19 protein-coding genes are annotated in these 19311 nt (G+C 60.2%); 9 read left to right on the top strand and 10 right to left on the bottom strand.

Features of this window, described 5'->3' with window-relative positions; genetic code table 11:
- Nucleotides 1–23 precede the first annotated feature (23 nt).
- Both pdhR and ampD read right to left on the bottom strand, forming a co-directional pair.
- Entirely contained in the window at nt 24–788 is a 765-nt protein-coding gene (gene pdhR, locus ACVDHI_RS13215; RefSeq protein ID WP_010675815.1) for a pyruvate dehydrogenase complex transcriptional repressor PdhR, read from the bottom strand.
- Between the two features lie 276 nt (nt 789–1064).
- Nucleotides 1065–1637, bottom strand: a complete 573-nt coding sequence (gene ampD, locus ACVDHI_RS13210) for a 1,6-anhydro-N-acetylmuramyl-L-alanine amidase AmpD (protein ID WP_048208561.1) — start codon at nt 1635–1637, stop codon at nt 1065–1067.
- Between the two features lie 128 nt (nt 1638–1765).
- Between ampD and ACVDHI_RS13205 the strand changes: the two genes are divergently transcribed.
- The 9 genes from ACVDHI_RS13205 (at nt 1766) to yacG (ending at nt 9479) form a co-directional block, all read left to right on the top strand.
- Nucleotides 1766–2236, top strand: a complete 471-nt coding sequence (locus ACVDHI_RS13205; RefSeq protein ID WP_042015101.1) for a retropepsin-like aspartic protease family protein — start codon at nt 1766–1768, stop codon at nt 2234–2236.
- 3 nt (nt 2237–2239) lie between these two features.
- Complete coding sequence (nadC, locus tag ACVDHI_RS13200; protein ID WP_041213995.1) at nt 2240–3103, top strand: carboxylating nicotinate-nucleotide diphosphorylase; 864 nt, start codon at nt 2240–2242, stop codon at nt 3101–3103.
- 310 nt (nt 3104–3413) lie between these two features.
- A complete protein-coding gene (locus ACVDHI_RS13195) occupies nt 3414–3848 on the top strand; it encodes a pilin (protein WP_042015100.1) in 435 nt (144 codons plus the stop codon).
- Between the two features lie 3 nt (nt 3849–3851).
- Nucleotides 3852–5558, top strand: a complete 1707-nt coding sequence (tapB, locus tag ACVDHI_RS13190; protein ID WP_041213997.1) for a PilB family type IVa pilus assembly ATPase TapB — start codon at nt 3852–3854, stop codon at nt 5556–5558.
- Nucleotides 5559–5685: 127 nt separating this feature from the next.
- Nucleotides 5686–6927 (top strand): type II secretion system F family protein, encoded by a 1242-nt coding sequence (locus tag ACVDHI_RS13185; protein WP_010675822.1) that lies wholly within the window; start codon nt 5686–5688, stop codon nt 6925–6927.
- Nucleotides 6928–7005: 78 nt separating this feature from the next.
- Nucleotides 7006–7881, top strand: coding sequence for a prepilin peptidase (locus ACVDHI_RS13180; protein ID WP_167826411.1), 876 nt, complete (start codon nt 7006–7008; stop codon nt 7879–7881).
- An 18-nt stretch (nt 7882–7899) separates the two neighbouring features.
- Nucleotides 7900–8514, top strand: a complete 615-nt coding sequence (coaE, locus tag ACVDHI_RS13175) for a dephospho-CoA kinase (protein ID WP_114522704.1) — start codon at nt 7900–7902, stop codon at nt 8512–8514.
- Between the two features lie 37 nt (nt 8515–8551).
- Nucleotides 8552–9274 (top strand): cell division protein ZapD, encoded by a 723-nt coding sequence (gene zapD / locus ACVDHI_RS13170; RefSeq protein ID WP_010675825.1) that lies wholly within the window; start codon nt 8552–8554, stop codon nt 9272–9274.
- A gap of 10 nt (nt 9275–9284) precedes the next feature.
- Nucleotides 9285–9479: a DNA gyrase inhibitor YacG gene (gene yacG / locus ACVDHI_RS13165; RefSeq protein ID WP_039040499.1), complete on the top strand. Its 195-nt coding sequence runs from the start codon at nt 9285–9287 to the stop codon at nt 9477–9479.
- A gap of 55 nt (nt 9480–9534) precedes the next feature.
- On the opposite strand, the gene mutT is transcribed toward yacG, so the two are convergent.
- From mutT to ACVDHI_RS13125, 8 genes are all read right to left on the bottom strand, one after another.
- The gene (gene mutT, locus ACVDHI_RS13160) at nt 9535–9939 is read right to left on the bottom strand and encodes an 8-oxo-dGTP diphosphatase MutT (RefSeq protein ID WP_174213873.1); all 405 of its coding nucleotides are present in this window, start codon (nt 9937–9939) and stop codon (nt 9535–9537) included.
- Nucleotides 9940–9947: 8 nt separating this feature from the next.
- Nucleotides 9948–11132: a tetratricopeptide repeat protein gene (locus ACVDHI_RS13155; protein WP_447212162.1), complete on the bottom strand. Its 1185-nt coding sequence runs from the start codon at nt 11130–11132 to the stop codon at nt 9948–9950.
- A gap of 65 nt (nt 11133–11197) precedes the next feature.
- Nucleotides 11198–13918 (bottom strand): preprotein translocase subunit SecA, encoded by a 2721-nt coding sequence (gene secA / locus ACVDHI_RS13150; protein ID WP_041211791.1) that lies wholly within the window; start codon nt 13916–13918, stop codon nt 11198–11200.
- Between the two features lie 57 nt (nt 13919–13975).
- Entirely contained in the window at nt 13976–14881 is a 906-nt protein-coding gene (locus tag ACVDHI_RS13145) for a M23 family metallopeptidase (protein WP_039040495.1), read from the bottom strand.
- Nucleotides 14882–15021: 140 nt separating this feature from the next.
- Nucleotides 15022–15945, bottom strand: coding sequence for a UDP-3-O-acyl-N-acetylglucosamine deacetylase (lpxC, locus tag ACVDHI_RS13140; protein WP_010675831.1), 924 nt, complete (start codon nt 15943–15945; stop codon nt 15022–15024).
- A 102-nt stretch (nt 15946–16047) separates the two neighbouring features.
- The gene (gene ftsZ, locus ACVDHI_RS13135) at nt 16048–17199 is read right to left on the bottom strand and encodes a cell division protein FtsZ (RefSeq protein WP_005305686.1); all 1152 of its coding nucleotides are present in this window, start codon (nt 17197–17199) and stop codon (nt 16048–16050) included.
- A 39-nt stretch (nt 17200–17238) separates the two neighbouring features.
- Nucleotides 17239–18498, bottom strand: a complete 1260-nt coding sequence (gene ftsA, locus ACVDHI_RS13130) for a cell division protein FtsA (RefSeq protein ID WP_010675832.1) — start codon at nt 18496–18498, stop codon at nt 17239–17241.
- On the bottom strand, nt 18479–19231 hold the full coding sequence (locus ACVDHI_RS13125) for a cell division protein FtsQ/DivIB (RefSeq protein ID WP_029314839.1): 753 nt from the start codon (nt 19229–19231) through the stop codon (nt 18479–18481). Before ACVDHI_RS13125 ends, ftsA begins: the two co-directional genes overlap by 20 nt.
- Nucleotides 19232–19311 lie beyond the last annotated feature (80 nt).

Genomic DNA, 19311 nt, shown 5'->3' with positions numbered 1-19311 from the left:
ACAATTAAGAAAGCCTTGTGGGATTAGTTTTCCTGCTGACGGATCCGACGCATGGATCGCTGGATCCGGCTGTCTTCCCTCTGCATATCCAACAAGGTGTCCTCGATAAAGGCCAGGTGCTCATGACAAGCAGCCCTGGCCCGCTCCGGAGCCCCCGACAGGATAGCCTCGATCAGGCTCGCACGATGGCGACGGATCTTGGCGACCACTCCCGGACGGCGATTCAAAATTTCGTTATTGCGTAAAATGTTCTGCTCGAGCATGGGGCCCATGGCCCGCAACAGATGCAGCAGCACCACGTTGTGGGAGGCCTCGGCCACGGCCAGATAGAACTGGGTCACGGCGGCCGATTCGACCACCAACGACCCTTGCTGACCGGCTTCTTCGATGGCGGCTTGCGCCAGGCGAATCCGTTCGAAATCAGCCTCGGTGCCCCGCAGCGCCGCATAGTAGGCACAGATGCCTTCCAGCGCGTGACGAAACTCCAGCAGGTCGTACTGGGCTTCCGGGTGAGTGCTGAGCAGTTCGAACAGGGGGTCGGCGATCCCCTTGCTCAGGGCATTTTGTACGTAAGTGCCACCGCCCTGACGACGATACAAGAGTCCTCTCGCTTCCAGGCGCTGGATGGCTTCGCGCAAGGAAGGGCGCGACACCTGAAACTGGATGGCGAGTTCCCGCTCGGGCGGCAACTTCTGGCCCGGCTGCAGGCTGCCTTCCAGAATCATGCTTTCCAGCTCGGCGACGATGGCGTCGGCCAGCTTGGGCTGAGTTATCTTGATATAGGGCATGAGGCTACTTTGTTAAATTGGTATTACCAATTTTATGGTTGGGGCGAAAATTAGCAGAGGGCTTGAAAAAAGTCCACCCAAAAGATGATCTGAATCAAGAAGCTCGGTTGCCACTTTGGGGGTAAAAGCGCGGAATCATGATATAGCTCATAGAAAATGGTCTGACCAATATTTGTGAGCTTGCTCACCGATAACATTTGGCCAACAGCATGAAAAATGGCTTGCCAGACAAGGCAAGCCATTGATTCTAAAAACACAAAATAATTTTTAGATTTTTCACTCAAAGTGAAGCTTTTCCCGATAGCGAGGCCATTCGAAACTGTCACCCGGATCCGTCTTGCGGCCCGGCGCGATGTCGCAGTGGCCGACAATACGGTCCGCCGTGATGGCGGGATAACGGTGAACAATCGCCCGGCTGAGGTCCGACAGTACCTCGTATTGCTTGTCGCTGTAGGGAAGCTCGTCGGCCCCTTCCAGTTCGATCCCGATGGAAAAATCGTTGCACGCCTCCCTCCCCTCCCAGCTCGAGACTCCCGCATGCCATGCCCTGGCGCCAAAAGGCACGTACTGTACCAGCTCCCCATCGCGGCGGATCAGACAGTGGGCCGAGACCCTCAGTTGGTGAATACCGGCGAAATAGGGGTGAGCACCGGGATCGAGGCGCCCCAGAAACAGATCGTCGATAAAGGGGCCACCAAACTGCCCAGGGGGCAGGCTGATGCCGTGTATCACCAGCAAGGAGACATCCTCCGGGCTGAGCCTCTCATTGTGATGGGGGGAAGGCACCTTGCGGGCCTGCTCGCACCATCCTTCTCGATCGATGGAAAACAGGGTTGTGGGTTGTGTCATCGTCTGCTCGACTCACAAATGGAAGCGATGTGCCTCTGGCGGGATGGGAAAACTGGGAACAAGTCTCTGAATTCATGGATAACGCTATGTTAGGCTGAGCCATTCACTCGCGCGATATGGGACACACTATGCACCCGATGGCACGCCGTCTCTGGCTGCTCGCCTGGCTCTCGCTGCTGGGTCTGCTGACCCTCTACTTTCATGGTCGTGAACAACCGTCGGTGACCGCCAGCGGCGATCTGCTGCTCAGGGCCGATGCCAGCGGCCATTATCGTCTGGAGGGTGCCATCAACGACCAGCCGGTGCAACTGCTGCTGGACACAGGAGCAACCCGGGTGACCATACCGAGCCAGGTGGCCGCCCGGCTCGGCCTCGTCGCCACGGGCCGCAGCCGGGTCAACACGGCAGCCGGAGAGATCCAGGTCGAAACCGGCCGGATCGAAAGTCTGGCGATGGGTCCGCTGACCCTGTACGATTTGTCCGTCTTTATCAATCCGGCTGCCGACGGGGAGGAGATCCTGGTGGGCATGAATGCCCTGGGCAGGCTGGAATTGCGCCAGAAAGACAGGCAATTGCTTCTCAGACCCTTGCAGGAATAAGGCATGTTACAACAGGACATCCGCCGCGCCGTGCGCGCCGCACTTCTCGAAGACTTGGGCGATGCCCTCACCGCGCTGGATCAACCGGATGCCAGCGCCGACATCACGGCCCAGCTGATCCCGGCCGATCGCATCTCGACCGCGCGAGTCATCACCCGCGAGGCGGGCGTCTTCTGCGGCCAGCCCTGGGTCGACGAGGTGTTTGCCCAGCTCGGTGGCGAAGTGAAGGTCGAGTGGAAAGTGCAAGATGGTGAACGCCTTGCCCCCAATCAGGAGCTGTTCCGCCTCCATGGCCCCGCCCGCGTGCTGCTGACCGGCGAGCGCAATGCGCTGAACTTCGTGCAGACCCTTTCCGGGGTCGCCACCCTGACCGCCCGTTATGTAGCCGAGCTGGAAGGCACTGACTGCCGCCTGCTCGATACCCGCAAGACCCTGCCAGGCCTTCGCAGCGCCCAGAAGTATGCGGTCACCTGCGGGGGCGGCAAAAACCACCGTATCGGTCTGTTTGATGCCTACCTCATCAAGGAGAACCACATTCTCGCCTGCGGCGGCATCGCTGAAGCAATCAGCGAAGCGCGCCGTCTCAATCCGGACAAACCGGTGGAAGTTGAGGTCGAATCCCTGGCCGAGCTGGAGCAGGCCTTGGCCGCACGGGCCGACATCGTGATGCTGGACAACTTCGACATCCCCATGATGCAGGAAGCCGTTCGCCTCAATCAGGGAAGAGCCAAGCTGGAAGTCTCCGGCAACGTCACCCTCGATACCCTTGCCGGATACGCCGCGACCGGGATCGACTTCATCTCGGTGGGAGCGCTGACCAAGCATGTGCGGGCACTGGATCTCTCCATGCGCTTTGTCGCGGCTTGAGCAAGCCCCATCCGTTGCTCGTGCCCAAAAATATTACAGGGCTCGAAACTTGCAAAAGGCGCCATCGGCGCCTTTTCTTTATGCAGGATCCCACGACATAAGGAGTGTGAAGATGGGCCCTCCCGCCTCATGACAAGTGCCAATGGAAGCCATTTAATCTTTGATTTTTCTACACATTTCACTAAATGACATAAAAGTGGCTAACAAGGTCCCCGCCTCTGTTGCCAACCCGAAGCGCTCGGATAAGATACCAGCGTGGATAGCATTCCACCGGTGCTTATCAGGAAACATGGAAAAAAGGATATTTCACATGAAAAGACAGTCAGGGTTTACGCTAATCGAATTGATGATCGTCGTTGCGATCGTCGCCATCCTCGCCGCCATCGCCTTGCCGGCGTATCAGAGCTATACCAAACGCGCCAAATTCTCCGAGGTCATTGCCGCTGTAGGTCCGGCCAAGACCGCCGTAGAAGTCTGCGTTCAAGGGTGGGCTGGCACATCTGCAGCCCTTGGTAACAGTTGTGCAACTGCAGGTCAGAATGCCCTCTCGGGCGCTAGTGCTGTCACACAGAATTTTGCCAGCGCTGCAGTTACTAATGCTGCCGGAGTTATCACTGTTACAGGTACTGCCGCCGCAGCCTTGGATGGCTCGACTTATTCACTCGTCACTTCTGGAGCAGTCCAAGCCGGACGGCAAGTTTTGTGGAAAATTTCTGGCTCTTGCGTCACCGACGGCAAATGCTAACGCATGACCTCTAGCCTCAATAGCGGCCTGGCCACCAGCCTGGCCGCTTCTTCCCTCCTCAGTGAGCCGGACTCACAGCGCTATCTGAGCCAGGCCAAGGCGCAGCGCAAGCCCTTTGTCACCTTCCTGATTGAAAACGACATCCTCGACAGCAAAGCCCTCGCCGATTTCTGCGAGCTGGAATATGGGGTACCTCTGCTGGATCTGGCGGCCTTTGATCTCGCCGAGATCCCGCAGAAATACCTCAATCAAAAGCTGATTGAAAAGCACCATGTCCTGCCCATCTACACCCAGGGGCATACTCTCTATATCGCCATGTCCGATCCGACCAATGTGTCGGCTCTGGAGGATTTTGGCTTCAGCTTCGGCCTGCATACGGAAGCCCTGCTGGTCGAAGAGAGCAAGCTGACCGCCGCCATCGGCAAGCTGATGGAGAGCGAGCAGGATACCCTGGGCATGGATCATATCGACGAGGCCGAGATCTCCGAACTCGAGGTCTCCGACGAGAGTTCCCGCCTCGACGAGAGCGTCAACACCGCGGACGATGACGCCCCCATCGTCAAATACATCCACAAGATCATGATGGATGCCATCAAGCGCGGGGCCTCCGACCTGCATTTCGAACCCTACGAGACCAAGTACCGGATCCGCTTTCGGGTAGACGGCATACTGCACGAAGTCGCCACGCCGCCGGTCAACCTGGCCAACCGCTTCGCGGCTCGCCTCAAGGTGATGGCGCGGCTCGACATTGCCGAACGGCGCCTGCCCCAGGATGGCCGCATCAAGCTCAAGATCTCACGCAACAGATCCATGGACATGCGGGTCAACACCCTGCCCACCATGTGGGGCGAAAAGATCGTGATCCGGTTGCTGGACTCCTCGGCCGCCCGACTCAATATCGATCAACTCGGCTTTGACGACCGGCAGAAGACGCAATACCTGCACGCCCTCTCCAAACCTCAGGGCATGATCCTGGTGACCGGCCCTACGGGGTCAGGCAAGACGGTCTCACTCTATACCGGCCTCAACATCCTCAATACCAGCGAGGTCAATATCTCCACCGCCGAAGATCCGGTTGAGATAAACCTGCCCGGCGTCAACCAGGTGCAGATCAATCCCAAGGCGGGGCTCACCTTCGCCAGCGCCCTGCGCTCCTTCCTGCGCCAGGATCCCGACATCGTCATGGTGGGGGAGATACGGGATTTGGAAACCGCCGAGATCGCCATCAAGGCCGCCCAGACCGGTCACCTGGTGCTCTCCACCCTGCACACCAACTCGGCGGCAGAAACGCTTACCCGGATGATGAACATGGGGGTGCCGGCCTTCAACATCGCCTCTTCGGTCACCCTCATCATGGCCCAGCGCCTTGCCCGCAAACTCTGCGATCACTGCAAGGCGCCGGAAGTGGTGCCGGAAGCCGAGTTGCTGGAGCTGGGCTTCACCCAGCAGCAACTGGCCGCCGGGTTGCGGCTGTTCAAGCCCGTGGGATGCAAGGAGTGCTCGGGAGGCTACAGAGGCCGGGTCGGCATCTATGAGATCATGCTGATGTCCGACAACATCGCCAAACTCATCATGCAGGGAGCCAACTCGCTGCAGATTGCCGCGATAGCCCAGAAGGAAGGGATGCGCACCCTGCGTACATCCGGCCTCGAGAAAGCGCGTCTTGGCGTCACCAGCCTGGCCGAAATCAACAGGATCACCACCAACTGAGTTCGCAGTGCCCGAGTCATCTCGCCGGGTGAAGCCGCTGCCATCACCCCGATGACCTTCTTCAAGCCAAGATGAGCCGGACAGGCAGCAGCATCCGGCCACCGTCGCCCAATTGCAGGATGCAGTGATGGCCACATTAGCTCAAAAACGCAACGCACCGAAAAAAGTCTTCTCCTACCGCTGGCACGGCGTCAACCGCAAGGGGCAGAAGGTCTCAGGCGAGCTGCAAGCCGACAGCATCACCACCGTCAAGGCCGAGCTGCGCAAGCAGGGCGTCAACGTCACCAGGGTCAGCAAGCAGAGCCAGGGGCTCTTCTCCAAGGGCGGCGCCAAGATCAAGCCGATGGACATCGCCGTCATCTCCCGCCAGATCACCACCATGCTCTCCGCCGGCGTGCCTCTGGTGCAGAGTCTTCAGATCATTGCTCGCGGCCACGAGAAAGCGGCGGTGCGCGAACTCATCGGCCAGATCGCCGCCGATGTGGAAACGGGCACCCCGCTCTCGGAGGCGTTGCGCCGCCATCCCCGCCACTTCGACGACCTCTATTGCGACCTGGTCGAGGCCGGGGAGCAATCCGGTGCCCTGGAGACCATCTACGACCGTATCGCCATCTACCGCGAGAAGAACGAAGCCCTCAAATCCAAGATCAAGAAGGCCATGTTCTATCCGTCCATGGTCATTCTGGTGGCCATCGTCGTCACCTCCATCCTGCTGCTCTTCGTCATTCCCCAGTTCGAGGATATCTTCAAGAGCTTCGGTGCCGAGCTGCCCGCCTTTACCCGGTTCGTCATCGCCATCTCCCGCTTCATGCAGGAGTGGTGGTACGCCATCTTTGGCGGCGCTGCTCTCGCCGTCTTCCTCTATGTGCGGGCCTGGCGAAAATCCCAGAAGGTCAGGGACAACACGGACAAGTTCATCCTCACCATTCCCGTGGTGGGCAACATACTGCACAAGGCGGCCATGGCCCGTTTTGCCCGCACCCTCTCTACCACCTTCTCCGCCGGTATCCCGCTGGTGGATGCCCTGGTCTCGGCGGCCGGAGCATCGGGCAACTATGTCTATCGCACTGCGACCATGGCCATTCGCAACGAGGTGGTGGCCGGCATGCAGATCAACGTCGCCATGCGCACCGTGGATCTTTTCCCCGACATGGTGACCCAGATGGTGATGATCGGTGAGGAATCCGGCGCCATCGACGACATGCTCTCCAAGGTCGCCGCCATTTTCGAACAGGAGGTGGACGACATGGTCGACGGCCTCACCAGCCTGCTCGAACCCATCATCATGGTGGTGCTCGGGGTGCTGGTCGGCGGCATGGTCGTGGCCATGTACCTCCCCATCTTCAAGCTGGGCTCTGTGATACACTGACCCCCTCGACAGAGGGCCGGGCGGTGCATTTCCCCCCGGCCATCTGTCATCCCCGTTCCCGACACAAGCGATTGATCTATGGTGCCTTTGATCGAACTGGCCCAGGGCTTGCCCTGGCTCTATCTCTCCTTGATTTTCCTTTTCTCCCTGATGGTGGGCAGCTTCCTGAACGTGGTGATCCATCGCCTGCCCATCATGATGGAGCGGGCCTGGCATGCCGAATACAGCGACTATTTCGGTGACGATGAAGAGACTCCTCCTGCAACCGGACGATACAACCTCATGGTGCCTCGCTCCCGCTGCCCCCACTGCGACCACCCCATAGGGGCACTGGAGAACATTCCCCTGCTGAGCTGGCTATGGCTCAGGGGGCGCTGCCGCAACTGCCACGCCCCCATTTCGGCTCGCTATCCCCTGGTCGAGCTGCTCACCGCCCTGCTGTCGGTCTCGGTGGCAGCCGCGCTTGCCCCCGGCTGGGGCACCCTTGCCGCTCTGCTGCTCACCTGGACATTGGTCGCACTGACCTTCATCGACCTGGACAAGATGCTCTTGCCGGATCAGCTCACCCTGCCCCTGCTCTGGGGTGGCCTGCTGTTCAATCTGGCGGGCGGTTTCGTGCCCCTGGCCGATGCGGTAATCGGTACCATGGCTGGCTATCTGGTGCTCTGGAGCCTCTATTGGGCCTTCAAGCTGCTCACCGGCAAGGAAGGGATGGGCTATGGCGACTTCAAACTGCTGGCGGCGCTGGGCGCCTGGCTGGGCTGGCAAGCCTTGCCCATCGTGCTGCTGCTCTCCTCGCTGACGGGCGCCATCATCGGCATCGGTCTCATCCTGCTGCGCAACCATCACCAGAGCAAACCCATTCCCTTTGGCCCCTATCTCGCCATCGCGGGCTGGATAACGCTGCTGTGGGGCGATAGCATCACCCGCTGGTATCTTGATGTCGTGCTCTAGCAAAAGGATCTCTGACCCATGTATGTAGTCGCAATCACAGGGGGAATCGGCAGCGGCAAGACCACGGTTGCCAACCGCTTTGCCGAGCTGGGCATCGAGGTGGTTGATGCGGACATCATCGCCCGCGAGGTAGTGGAGCCCGGCACCCCTGCTCTGGCTGCCATCGCCGCCCATTTTGGCCCGGATGTCGTTGCCCCCGATGGCCAGCTCGATCGCCGCCGGCTGCGAGAGCGGATCTTCACCGATTCGCAGGCCAAGGAGTGGCTCAATGCCCTGCTCCATCCCCTCATCCGCAGCGAGATGCTGCGCCAGTGTGAGGCAACCCGCTCCCCCTACTGCCTGCTGGTCGTCCCCTTGCTGGTGGAAAACAGGCTCACTTCCCTCGCCGATCGGGTACTGGTGATCGATGTGGACGAAGCGACACAAATCGAGCGTACCTGCCGCCGCGATGGCGTCAGTCGGGAACAGGCCCAGGCGATACTGGCGTCCCAGGCGAGCCGCAGCGAGCGCCTGGCGATGGCCGACGACGTCCTGGACAACCAGAGTGGTACGAGTGAGACCATCTGGCAGCGAATTTTCGCCCTGCACCAGACATATCTGGCATTTGCCTCTCAACAAGCCCAGCAACTGTGAGTACACTAGGCCGGTTTATGGCTGGCCAGGATTAGGCATGATTTACGATTTTCCCCTCAATGAAAAAAGCCGGACCTATCTTCGTCTGGAGTCCCTGTTTTCCCAGATCCGCGACAATCTGGAGAGTGACCAGTCCTGGGCACATATCGCCTTCTTCAAGGGGTTGTTCGATTTGCAGGAGTTGCTGGAGCGTGGTGACCTGCGTGCCGATCTCATCAAGGATCTGGAACGCCTCGGCCAACGCCTGAGCCACTGGGCCAGTCTACCTGACGTCGATCTCGAGCAGATCCAGCGGATGCAGCAGGAGAGTACCCAGCTCTCCCGCAACTTGCTGAACTCCCCGCGCCCCGGTGCCCGTCTGAAAGAGGATCGCCTGCTCGGCTCCATTCGTCAGCGCTTCTCCATTCCGGGTGGTCTGTGCGCCTTCGATGTGCCGCAACTGCACCACTGGCTGGCGACCCCGGCCGTCACCCGCCACCAGCAGATGCAGCAATGGCTGAGTGACATCACCCTGTTGATGAACGCCATCTCCCTGTTGCTGCGCCTGTGGCGCGAGTCGGGCAACTTCAGCGACCAGGTGGCCACCAACGGCTTCTTCCAGGATACCGCCGAAGGGGCTGAACTGATCCGCATCCGTCTGGCGGGCACCCAGCCCTGCTATCCGACCCTGAGCGGCCACAAGAACCGCTTCGCCCTGCGCTTCCTGCCGACGACGGAGCAGCAGATAGGCGACGTCTCCTTCCAGCTCGCCTGTTGTTGAGGAGCGCCCCATGGTAACCAAGGTAAAGTGTCCGACCTGTCAGAGCGAGATCGAATGGGGTCCGCAGAGCCCGTTTCGCCCCTTCTGCAGCAAGCGCTGCCAGCTGATCGACCTCGGCGAGTGGGCGGATGAACAGAAGCGCATCCCGGGCGAGATCAACCCGGATCTGCTGCCCGACCCGGAACAGGGCGATCCCTGGCAATGAACACTTCACGATCAAAAAAGGGCCCTCAGGCCCTTTTTCGTTGGTATCGATCCTTTCAGGCAAGCGAGGCCTGCAACCGCGCGACGATGGGGCCGTTGGCATCCGGGAAGTGGTATTCGTGCAGCGAGGCCAGTGGCACCCAGCGGCACTCCTGTCCCTCCTTGCCAAAGGGCTCGCCGTGGAAGCGGGTCACCTTCCAGATATCCAGCAAGACCTGCTTGTCGGGGTAGTCGTGGTGCAGCTCCATGAAGGGGGCACAATCCTGCACCCGGATCCCGATCTCTTCCCACAATTCCCTGTCCAGCGCGGTGAGCAGATCCTCCCCCGACTCCACCTTGCCACCGGGAAACTCCCAGCGGTCCCCCTGATGGCGATCGGCTGAGCGTTTGGCGATGAAGATATCGCCCCGTTCGTTCTCGATGACGCCCACCGCCACCCAGATCCGTTTCTTCTGTTCCATCATTGTCCTCAGCGTAAACACGGCAAACGGGCGATCCAGGGGGCAAGCCGAATGGCCTGCTGATCCCCCCAGGCCCTGAAGAGATCCTGCCCGACATGCTCATTGCCCGGCGGCGCAACCTGCGGCCAGGGCACCGCACCGGGCGGAGTGAAACAACGATCGTGTACCCGCGCGCTCTGGCGCAGATAGCGCCATAAACAGTCTCGCAAGAACCACTGGTCGATGTTCGGTGTTTCCATGGTACTGGGCTGATAGCTCGCCATCAGCGGCGCAAGGGGAGGTAGCACACCGGCCACACCGCCCCACATGCCGGCCAGCACCAGATCGGTGTGGCTCCACCAGTCACGCATGATATGGAACCAGCGCCCCGATGCAAGCCAGTCATCGACCGCCAGCCGCTCCCGCAGATTCAGCACGGAGTCCGCATCGCGCACAAGGAAGCGCCCCACTCCGGGATCATTGGCGACCAGGAAGCGCCAGCAGAGGCGCTGACGCTGGGATTGGCCATCGGGCTGCACCTTTATCTCTGCGCCATGTTCCTGCAGGCAGGCCAGAAACCCCTGAGAGACACTGCCATCCACATAAAAGCGCACCCGCCAGCCCGGATAGAGGTAAGCGGCGGCCAGCACATTGTCGAGCGCTCCCCGCAAATAGCGGGGCTGTGCCCCCCACAAGGAGAAGGCGATGACTGCCTGCTTCTCCCCCTGCTCCGCGAGCCAGACATCCGGTCCCTCTGCCGGCAGCACCCACCCCGCGACGGGCTGCGAGACGGCCTCATCCTTGAGAGTCAGGGCACGGGTTCCCGCTTGTGCCGCTTCTTCATAGCGTCCTAGCTTGGCAAGGGAAGTGCAAAGCCCGTCATGGACCAGATAATCATCCGGCTCGCGCCGCACCAGTTCGACCAGGTGCGTCACGGCCCGCTCATGTTGATCGGAGCGCGAGAGGCAGACACAGAGATTGCGCAGCACCTCAGTGTTATCGGGCGCGGACCGGTACGCCAGCGTCAGCACCTGTGCCGCCGAGGCGGGATCGCCGGATAAAAAGAGGTAATAGGCAAACTGCAGTTGTAGGGGAACGGATTTGTTCGTCTCTGCGTTCAGCCTGCTCAGCACACAACGGATCGCCTCCTGGCGTCTCTCCTGCAGCCAGTGCCCATGTGCCTCCCCATCCCATCCCGCCGGCAATCTGCTCATCGTCCCCTCCTTGGTCCGAAAATGAATACACCGCCCGGAGGCGGTGTATTCATCATGGCAGGGTGTCAGGTCAGCTGACCGTGACAGTGCTTGTATTTTTTACCCGAACCACAGGGGCAGGGATCGTTGCGCCCGATCTTCTGCTCGTCGCGCACGAAGGTGGTATGGCCCTCGGCCCCACCCGTATCCTCGTCAGCCAGCTGGTTTTCGGCCGTGGCATGGGTGTAGGTACGGGGAGCGGCTTCGGCCTGCTGGCGCTGCTGCTCTTCCATCGCCTCCACATCCCGCTCCTGCACCTGTACCCGGCTCAGGATGCTGACCACGTCGCGCTTGAGGGTCTCCAGCATCTGGGTAAACAGATCGAAGGATTCGCGCTTGTACTCCTGTTTGGGGTTCTTCTGTGCGTAGCCGCGCAGATGGATGCCCTGGCGCAGGTGATCCATGGCCGCCAGGTGCTCCTTCCACAGACCATCCAGCGTTTGCAGCATCACCGCCTTCTCGAAGTTGCGCAGCACCTCCTTGCCGACCAGCTCTTCCTTGTGGGCATAGAGCTTGGTGGCTTCATCCAGGATGCGTTCGCGCAGCTTCTCTTCATACAGCTTGTCGTCTTCCGCCAGCCACTGCTGCAGCGGCAGATCCAGGGCGAAATCGGACTTCAGACGCGCTTCCAGACCCGGCACGTCCCACATCTCTTCCAAGGACTGGGGCGGGATGTACTCATCGATGATGGCGCCGTAGACGTCGTCACGGATGACGTGAATGGTCTCGGAGATGTCGTTGGTGTCCAGCAGTTCGTTGCGCTGCTCGTAGACCACCTTGCGCTGATCGTTGGCCACGTCGTCAAACTCGAGCAGGTTTTTACGGATGTCGAAGTTGCGACCTTCCACCTTGCGCTGGGCATTCTCGATGGCCTTGGTCACCCAGGGATGCTCGATGGCTTCGCCCTCTTCCATGCCCAGCTTCTTCATCATGCCGGTCACGCGGTCGGAGGCGAAGATCCGCATCAGGGTATCTTCCATGGAGAGGTAGAAGCGGGAGGAACCCGGATCACCCTGACGACCGGAACGGCCGCGCAGCTGGTTGTCGATACGACGGGATTCGTGACGCTCGGTACCGATGATGTGCAGGCCACCGGCCGCCAGCACTTCGTCATGACGCACCTGCCAGGCCGCTTTCAGCTCGGCAATCTGCTCGCTTGACGGGTTTTCCAACTGGGCGATCTCCGCCTGCCAGTTGCCGCCCAGCACGATGTCGGTACCACGACCGGCCATGTTGGTGGCGATGGTGACGGCGCCGGTCTGGCCGGCCTGGGCGACGATCTCCGCTTCCATGGCATGGAACTTGGCGTTCAGTACCTTGTGCGGGATATTTTCCTTGGTCAGGATGCCGGAGAGCAGCTCGGAGTTCTCGATGGAGACGGTACCGACCAGCACGGGCTGGCCGCGCTTCACGCACTCGCGAATGTCCTGCACGATGGCCGCGTATTTCTCTTGGGCGGTCAGGTAGACGAGATCGCCCATGTCCTTGCGCACCATCGGCTTGTTGGTCGGGATGACCACGGTATCCAGGCCATAGATCTGCTGGAATTCAAAGGCTTCGGTATCCGCAGTACCGGTCATGCCCGCCAGCTTGTCGTACAGACGGAAGTAGTTCTGGAAGGTGATGGAGGCCAGGGTCTGGTTCTCGTTCTGGATCTTGACCCCTTCCTTCGCTTCGACCGCCTGGTGCAGACCGTCTGACCAGCGACGACCCGGCATGGTGCGGCCGGTGTGCTCGTCGACGATGACGATCTCGTCCTTCTGGACGATATAGTCGACGTTGCGCTCGAACAGGGTGTGCGCGCGCAGGCCGGCATTGACGTGATGCAGCAGGCTGATGTTGGTGGCGGAGAACAGGGAGTCATCCTCGGCCAGCAGCCCCTCTTTCTTGAGCAGCTCTTCCACGAAGATCTGGCCGTTTTCGGTCAGCAGCGCCTGGCGGTTCTTCTCGTCCACCGTGTAGTGGCCGTCGCCGGTGTACTCCTCGGAGTCTTCCTTGTCCTGCTTGACCAGCAGCGGGATCAACTTGTTGATCTGGGTGTACATGGCGGAGCTGTCTTCCGCCGGACCGGAGATGATGAGCGGGGTGCGGGCTTCATCGATGAGCACCGAGTCCACCTCATCCACCAGCGCGTAGTTGAGAGGACGCTGTACGCGCTGCTCCGGCGAGAATGCCATGTTGTCGCGCAGGTAGTCGAAACCGAATTCGTTGTTGGTACCGTAGGTGATGTCGGCAGCGTAGGCATCGCGCTTCTGGGACGCATCCATGCCGGGCACGTTGCAGTCCACCGTCATGCCGAGGAAGGCGAACAGCGGGCGGTTGGCTTCCGCATCACGCTTGGCCAGATAGTCGTTCACCGTCACGACATGCACACCGCGGCCGGTCAGGGCGTTCAGGTAGGCCGGCAGCGTGGCCGTCAGGGTTTTACCTTCACCTGTCTTCATTTCGGCGATGCGGTTGGAGTTCAGCACCATGCCGCCGATCAGCTGGACGTCGAAGTGACGCATGCCGAACACACGGCGGGAGGCTTCACGGACGGTGGCGAACGCTTCCGGCAGCAACTGCTCCAGTGTTTCGCCCTGCTCCAGACGCTGACGGTACTCGGCGGTCTTCGCCTGCAGTTCCTGATCGGACAGTGCCTCGAACTGAGGCTCCATCGCATTGATTTGTTTTACAATTTTGCGCAAAGCCTTGAGCGTTCTGTCGTTCCGGCTGCCGATAATCTTGGTGAGCAGTGTGCTAATCATGGGTACCAACTGTTTTGGTTATATAAGCGTTCCGTCACTGGAACCTGAAGAAAAAACCTAACCCCGTCTGGCATTCAGAAAGCGCGCGGGGTTGACCTGACGACCATCTTTCAACACTTCGTAATGCAAATGAACTCCGGTTGCACGACCGGTTCGCCCCATCAGGGCAATCTTCTGGCCCTCATCGACCAGGGTGCCCACATCCACCAGTAACTTGGAATTGTGGGCATAGCGGGTGACCAGACCATTGCCATGGTCAATCTCCACCATGTTGCCAAACTCCGGATGGCGCCCCGCCCAGCTGACAATCCCCTTGCCTGTCGCCAGGATGGGGGTGCCGGGCCTGCCGCGGAAATCCACCCCTTTGTGCATCTTGGCGCGACCGTTGAACGGATCGACCCGCCCACCGAAACCGGAGGAGATCCAGACACGCTCCTGCTTGACCGGTGAGCCGGGGATGAATCCCGCATCGGTGATATGGTGGTTCATGATGAAGGATTCAAGTACCGACAGCTGTTCTTCGCGGCTGCTGAGCTGACGGCTGAGGTGTTCCATGGAATCTTGCAGTTCACCCAGGCTGACTTCCAGGTCTGCATCGTAGGAAGGGCCGCCCATCGGGGGCAGCTCCTTGAAGTTGAACTCCTCGGGATCGAGGTCCGCCTTCTCGGTCAGGCGCTCGCCGAGGGCGTTGAGGCGACCAAGTTGTCCCTGCATGGTGCCCACCTGGGCGGCCAGCATGGCAAGCTGTTCGCGGGCTTCATCGGCCCCTTGCGTGGATTTTTGCTGCTGCGCCAGGGTCAGCGCCACTTCCAGCGCCTCCATTTTCTGCTGCCAGCTCTGCCAGAGCCAGCCGCCCCCCAAGGCCAATACAGTGAAGAGAATACCGCCGACCCAGGCCAGACGTTGTTTGGGTAAGTGCAACCTGCGGCGCTGCTTACCGTGGAGGATCAGGGTAATGCTCATAGAAATCTGTCTTCTCGGTCAGGTGAGGCCAAGGGCCTGCACGGGCAATAAAACCGGGAGATAATCGGTATTAAAGGATGGAATAAACAAATGACAGGACGTCGGTGCGGAGAGATGACCGACGTCCTGTTGCACAGCTATCAGGCCAGAACCAGACCGTTGTCGTAGTAAGCGATGGGCGCTTTGTCGCCCTCACCCTCGAAGGTCACCAGTTCCCAGGCCTCCTGCTGGGCCAGCAGGGCACGCAGCAGCTTGTTGTTCAGGGCATGGCCCGTCTTGTAGGCACGGAATTCACCGATGATACTGCGATTGCACATGTACAGATCGCCGATGGCATCCAGCATCTTGTGCTTCACGAACTCGTCTTCGTAGCGCAGACCATCTTCGTTCAGCACCCGGTAGTCATCCAGCACCACGGCGTTTTCCAGGCTGCCGCCCAGTGCCAGGTTCTGGGAACGCAGGTACTCGATGTCACGCATGAAGCCGAAGGTACGGGCACGGCTGATCTCTTTCACGAAGGAGCTGCCGGAGAAGTCCAGCACGCAACGCTGGTTGCGGCCTTCAAACACCGGATGCTGGAAATCGATCTCGAGATCCATCTTGAAGCCGTTGCGATAGGGGTGGAATTCCGCCCACTTGTCGCCGTCTTCAACCCGGATGCTCTGCTTGATCCGCACGAACTGCTTGGGTGCGTTCTGTTCACGAATACCCACTTCCTGCAGCAGATAGATGAACGGATGCGCACTGCCGTCCATTACCGGGATCTCGGGGGCATCAACCTCGACATAGAGGTTGTCGATGCCCATCCCGGCCAGAGCGGCAGACAGATGTTCGATGGTCGACACGCGAACACCGGCTTCGTTCACCAGAGCGGTACAAAGCACGGTATCACGCACCTGATCGGCGTTGGCTGGCAGCGCGACCACAGGATTCAGATCGGTACGCAAGTAAACGATCCCTGTGTTAACAGGCGCCGGACGGAACGTCATAGTGACTTTCCGGCCCGAATGCAGGCCCACACCGGTGGCCTGGACACTCGTTTTCAAGGTTCTTTGTCTAATCATGGGCGTATCCGCTTTAACAGCTCAAATTCCTGACCAGATGGTCGTTGCCGGGCCATCTTAGCACAATCCTTAAGCAACAAACAAACCAGAGCCATCAGAGGCTTAGTCTGCCTGCTTGCGCAGGAACGCAGGAATATCGAGATAATCCGGTTCGCGACGAGCTTGCGGCTCGGCGTTCACCACCTTGGCCGGGGCCTCTTCCATCACGCGAGACTGCAGGGCTTCGCTGATCAGGGGCTGACGGGCCGGACGCTCTTGAACCATGTTGTTCTTGACCAGAGTGATGTCGGGCTTGCGCTCGGCACCGATACCGGTCGCCACTACGGTAACGCGCAGTTCGTCGTGCATTTCCGGGTCGATTACGGTACCCACCACCACGGTAGCGTTCTCGGACGCGAAGGCCTTGACCGCGTTACCCACGGTCTCGAACTCTTCGATGGTCATGTCCATGCCAGCAGTGATGTTGACCAGGATGCCGCGGGCACCGGCCAGATCCACGTCTTCCAGCAGCGGGCTGGAGATGGCCTTCTCGGCCGCTTCTTCGGCACGGTCGTCACCGGAGGCGGAGCCGGTACCCATCATGGCGGTACCCATCTCGCGCATCACGGTCCGCACGTCCGCGAAGTCGACGTTGATGAGGCCCGGGCGGGTGATCAGTTCGGCGATGCCTTGCACCGCACCCAGCAGCACGTCGTTGGCCGCCTTGAAGGCGTCCAGCAGGGAGATGCCGCGACCCAGCACCTTCAGCAACTTGTCGTTGGGGATGGTGATCAGGGAGTCGACGTTCTTGGAGAGCTCTTCGATGCCGTGAGCGGCGAAGCCCATCCGCTTCTTCCCTTCGAAGGAGAACGGCTTGGTCACGACGGCAACGGTCAGGATACCCATCTCGCGGGCCACTTCGGCCACGATCGGGGCAGCGCCGGTGCCGGTACCACCACCCATGCCGGCAGCGATGAACACCATGTCGGAACCGGTCAGCAGCTCGCGCAGCGCTTCCCTGTCTTCCATGGCGGCGTCACGACCCACTTCCGGGTTGGCCCCGGCACCCAGACCCTTGGTGATGCCACCGCCGATCTGCAGGGTGGTATTGGCGCTGGAGTTACGCAGTGCCTGGGCGTCGGTGTTCACGGTGATGAACTCGACACCTTCGATGTTTTGACGAACCATGTGCTCGACTGCGTTGCCGCCGCCGCCACCCACACCTATCACCTTGATGACGGCTTCGTCAGTGTGGCTATCCATAAATTCAAACATGTTGTCTCTCCGCTTTATTTGCCTGACTCAGCAAAATCTTTAGAACTCGCCACGCAACCAGTTGCTGACCCGTTTGACCAGCCCACCTACGCTTGCCTTGGCGGCATATTCCTTGTTACTGCCGGTGGATTGGTTGGTGCGGCCGTACTGCAACAACCCGACCGCAGTCGAGTACACCGGTGCCTGTACGTAGTCACTCAATCCCCGGATATTCATGGGCTCGCCCACCCGGACCTGGCTCTGGAAGATCTGCTCTGCGCACTCCACAATGCCTTCGATCTGGGCCGCGCCACCGGTCAAAACCACACCGGCGGCCAGCTGATGCTTGACCCCCTGTGCCTTCAATTCGCTCTGCACCCGCACCAGCTCGTCATTCACCATGGAGAGCAGCTCGGTGTAACGGGGTTCAATCACTTCCGCCAGTGTCTGCCGTTGCAGGCTGCGCGCCGGGCGACCGCCGACACTGGGCACTTCGATATTGTCTTCCTTGCTGACCAGGCGGCCGAGGGCGCAGCCGTAGCGCACCTTGATCGCCTCCGCATCCAGCGGCGGCGTGCCGAAGGCATAGGCGATGTCGCTGGTCACCGTGCTGCCGGCATAGGGAATCACCTTGGTGTGACGCAGGGCGCCGCCGGTAAAGAGCGACATGTCCATGGTGCCGCCACCGATGTCCACCACGCAGACACCCAGCTCCTTCTCGTCTTCGGTCAGCACGGCGTAGCTGGAGGCCAGGGCGGAGAAGATCAGCTGATCCACCCGCAGACCCACCTTCTCCACACACTTCTCGATGTTGCGCGCCATGTCGTTGTGGCAGGTGATGAGATGCACCTTGGCTGCCATCCGCACGCCGGAGAGGCCGACCGGGTTCTTGATCCCTTCCTGATAGTCGATGGCGAACTCCTGGGGCAGCACGTGCAGCACCCGGAGCTCGTCCGACAACCGCACCGACTTGGCGGTGTGGATGACGTTGTCCACATCCTCCTGGGTCACCTCTTCGTCGGAGATGGGCACCATACCGGTCTCGTTGCGGCAATCGATGTGCTTGCCGGACAGCCCCAGATAGACGGAACTGATCTGGCAGTCGGCCATCATCTCGGCCTCTTCCACCGCGCGGCGCAGGGACTTGACCACGGAGTCGAGGTCATTGACCCCGCCCTTCTCCATCCCGCGAGAAGCGTGGCTGCCCATGCCGATGACATTGAGTTCGCCATCGGGCAATACTTCGCCAACCAGTACCGCCACCTTGGTCGTGCCGATATCCAGTCCGACAATCAAATTTCTATCTGCGGTGTTGGTCATTCACTTTCTCTTCGCTTTTCTTCCAGCCAACTGCCATCCCGGTGTCGTATCGAAGATCCACGTAAGCAACCCGCTCACGGGGCTCGATGACCGGAAAGGCATCGATAAACCGCTGCAGACGAAGCGCGATATCCGAGCGCCCCACAAACAGCTGAATGTTGCCATCCAGGGTCAGTTCCCAGGCATGGCGGGGGGTCAGATTCACCCCCAGCAACTTGTATCCCTTGGCCGCCAGCAGCGTTTCGTACTGATGGCTGGCTTCCAGCACCTTGGCGGCCTGATCATCGGGCCCGGACAACTGCATCAGGGGCTTCTTCACCCTGTCCGGGGCACTGAATACCTCACCCTTGGTGTTGACGAAGCGGTTGCCGTTCCAGCGAGCCGCCACATCCTGTTCCGTGAGATAGACCTTGATCTTGTTCGGCCACTTCTTTCGTACCGAGACCTGTGCCACCCAGGGCAGAGCGTTCAGACGCGCCTGCAATTCGTTCACATCCAGCTCGAAGAAGTTGCGAAGTTCGGCACCATCCAGCACGGCAGCACGCAACTCATCGGCCTTCAAATATTCGTGTTGCCCCTGCAGCAACAGCTCGCTCATGGGCAACCGACTGGCATCCGTCAGCCAGTCTTTAACATCCAGCGCAGTCTGGTAGAGCCCCCACATGACCAGGATGAAAAATGCCACCCCGGCGATGAAGCCCCCCTTGGTGCGCCCTTGTGCCCTTGCCTCCACCCGATCGATCCCCGTAAAACGCGCCATGCCGGCCACTTGCAGACCGGTTCGCCATTATATAGGCCTCGGCTTGGCGGTCA

The organism is Aeromonas sp. 25-248, from assembly GCF_053005425.1.
The sequence above is the reverse complement of the archived record's forward strand: the minus strand, read 5'-3'. Positions and strand labels throughout refer to the sequence as shown.

Coding starts and splice junctions, on each gene's coding strand:
- pdhR (WP_010675815.1), bottom strand. CDS start 788: ATGCCCTATATCAAGATAACTCAGCCCAAGCTGGCCGACGCCATCGTC.
- ampD (WP_048208561.1), bottom strand. CDS start 1,637: ATGACACAACCCACAACCCTGTTTTCCATCGATCGAGAAGGATGGTGC.
- ACVDHI_RS13205 (WP_042015101.1), top strand. CDS start 1,766: ATGCACCCGATGGCACGCCGTCTCTGGCTGCTCGCCTGGCTCTCGCTG.
- nadC (WP_041213995.1), top strand. CDS start 2,240: ATGTTACAACAGGACATCCGCCGCGCCGTGCGCGCCGCACTTCTCGAA.
- ACVDHI_RS13195 (WP_042015100.1), top strand. CDS start 3,414: ATGAAAAGACAGTCAGGGTTTACGCTAATCGAATTGATGATCGTCGTT.
- tapB (WP_041213997.1), top strand. CDS start 3,852: ATGACCTCTAGCCTCAATAGCGGCCTGGCCACCAGCCTGGCCGCTTCT.
- ACVDHI_RS13185 (WP_010675822.1), top strand. CDS start 5,686: ATGGCCACATTAGCTCAAAAACGCAACGCACCGAAAAAAGTCTTCTCC.
- ACVDHI_RS13180 (WP_167826411.1), top strand. CDS start 7,006: ATGGTGCCTTTGATCGAACTGGCCCAGGGCTTGCCCTGGCTCTATCTC.
- coaE (WP_114522704.1), top strand. CDS start 7,900: ATGTATGTAGTCGCAATCACAGGGGGAATCGGCAGCGGCAAGACCACG.
- zapD (WP_010675825.1), top strand. CDS start 8,552: ATGATTTACGATTTTCCCCTCAATGAAAAAAGCCGGACCTATCTTCGT.
- yacG (WP_039040499.1), top strand. CDS start 9,285: ATGGTAACCAAGGTAAAGTGTCCGACCTGTCAGAGCGAGATCGAATGG.
- mutT (WP_174213873.1), bottom strand. CDS start 9,939: ATGGAACAGAAGAAACGGATCTGGGTGGCGGTGGGCGTCATCGAGAAC.
- ACVDHI_RS13155 (WP_447212162.1), bottom strand. CDS start 11,132: ATGAGCAGATTGCCGGCGGGATGGGATGGGGAGGCACATGGGCACTGG.
- secA (WP_041211791.1), bottom strand. CDS start 13,918: ATGATTAGCACACTGCTCACCAAGATTATCGGCAGCCGGAACGACAGA.
- ACVDHI_RS13145 (WP_039040495.1), bottom strand. CDS start 14,881: ATGAGCATTACCCTGATCCTCCACGGTAAGCAGCGCCGCAGGTTGCAC.
- lpxC (WP_010675831.1), bottom strand. CDS start 15,945: ATGATTAGACAAAGAACCTTGAAAACGAGTGTCCAGGCCACCGGTGTG.
- ftsZ (WP_005305686.1), bottom strand. CDS start 17,199: ATGTTTGAATTTATGGATAGCCACACTGACGAAGCCGTCATCAAGGTG.
- ftsA (WP_010675832.1), bottom strand. CDS start 18,498: ATGACCAACACCGCAGATAGAAATTTGATTGTCGGACTGGATATCGGC.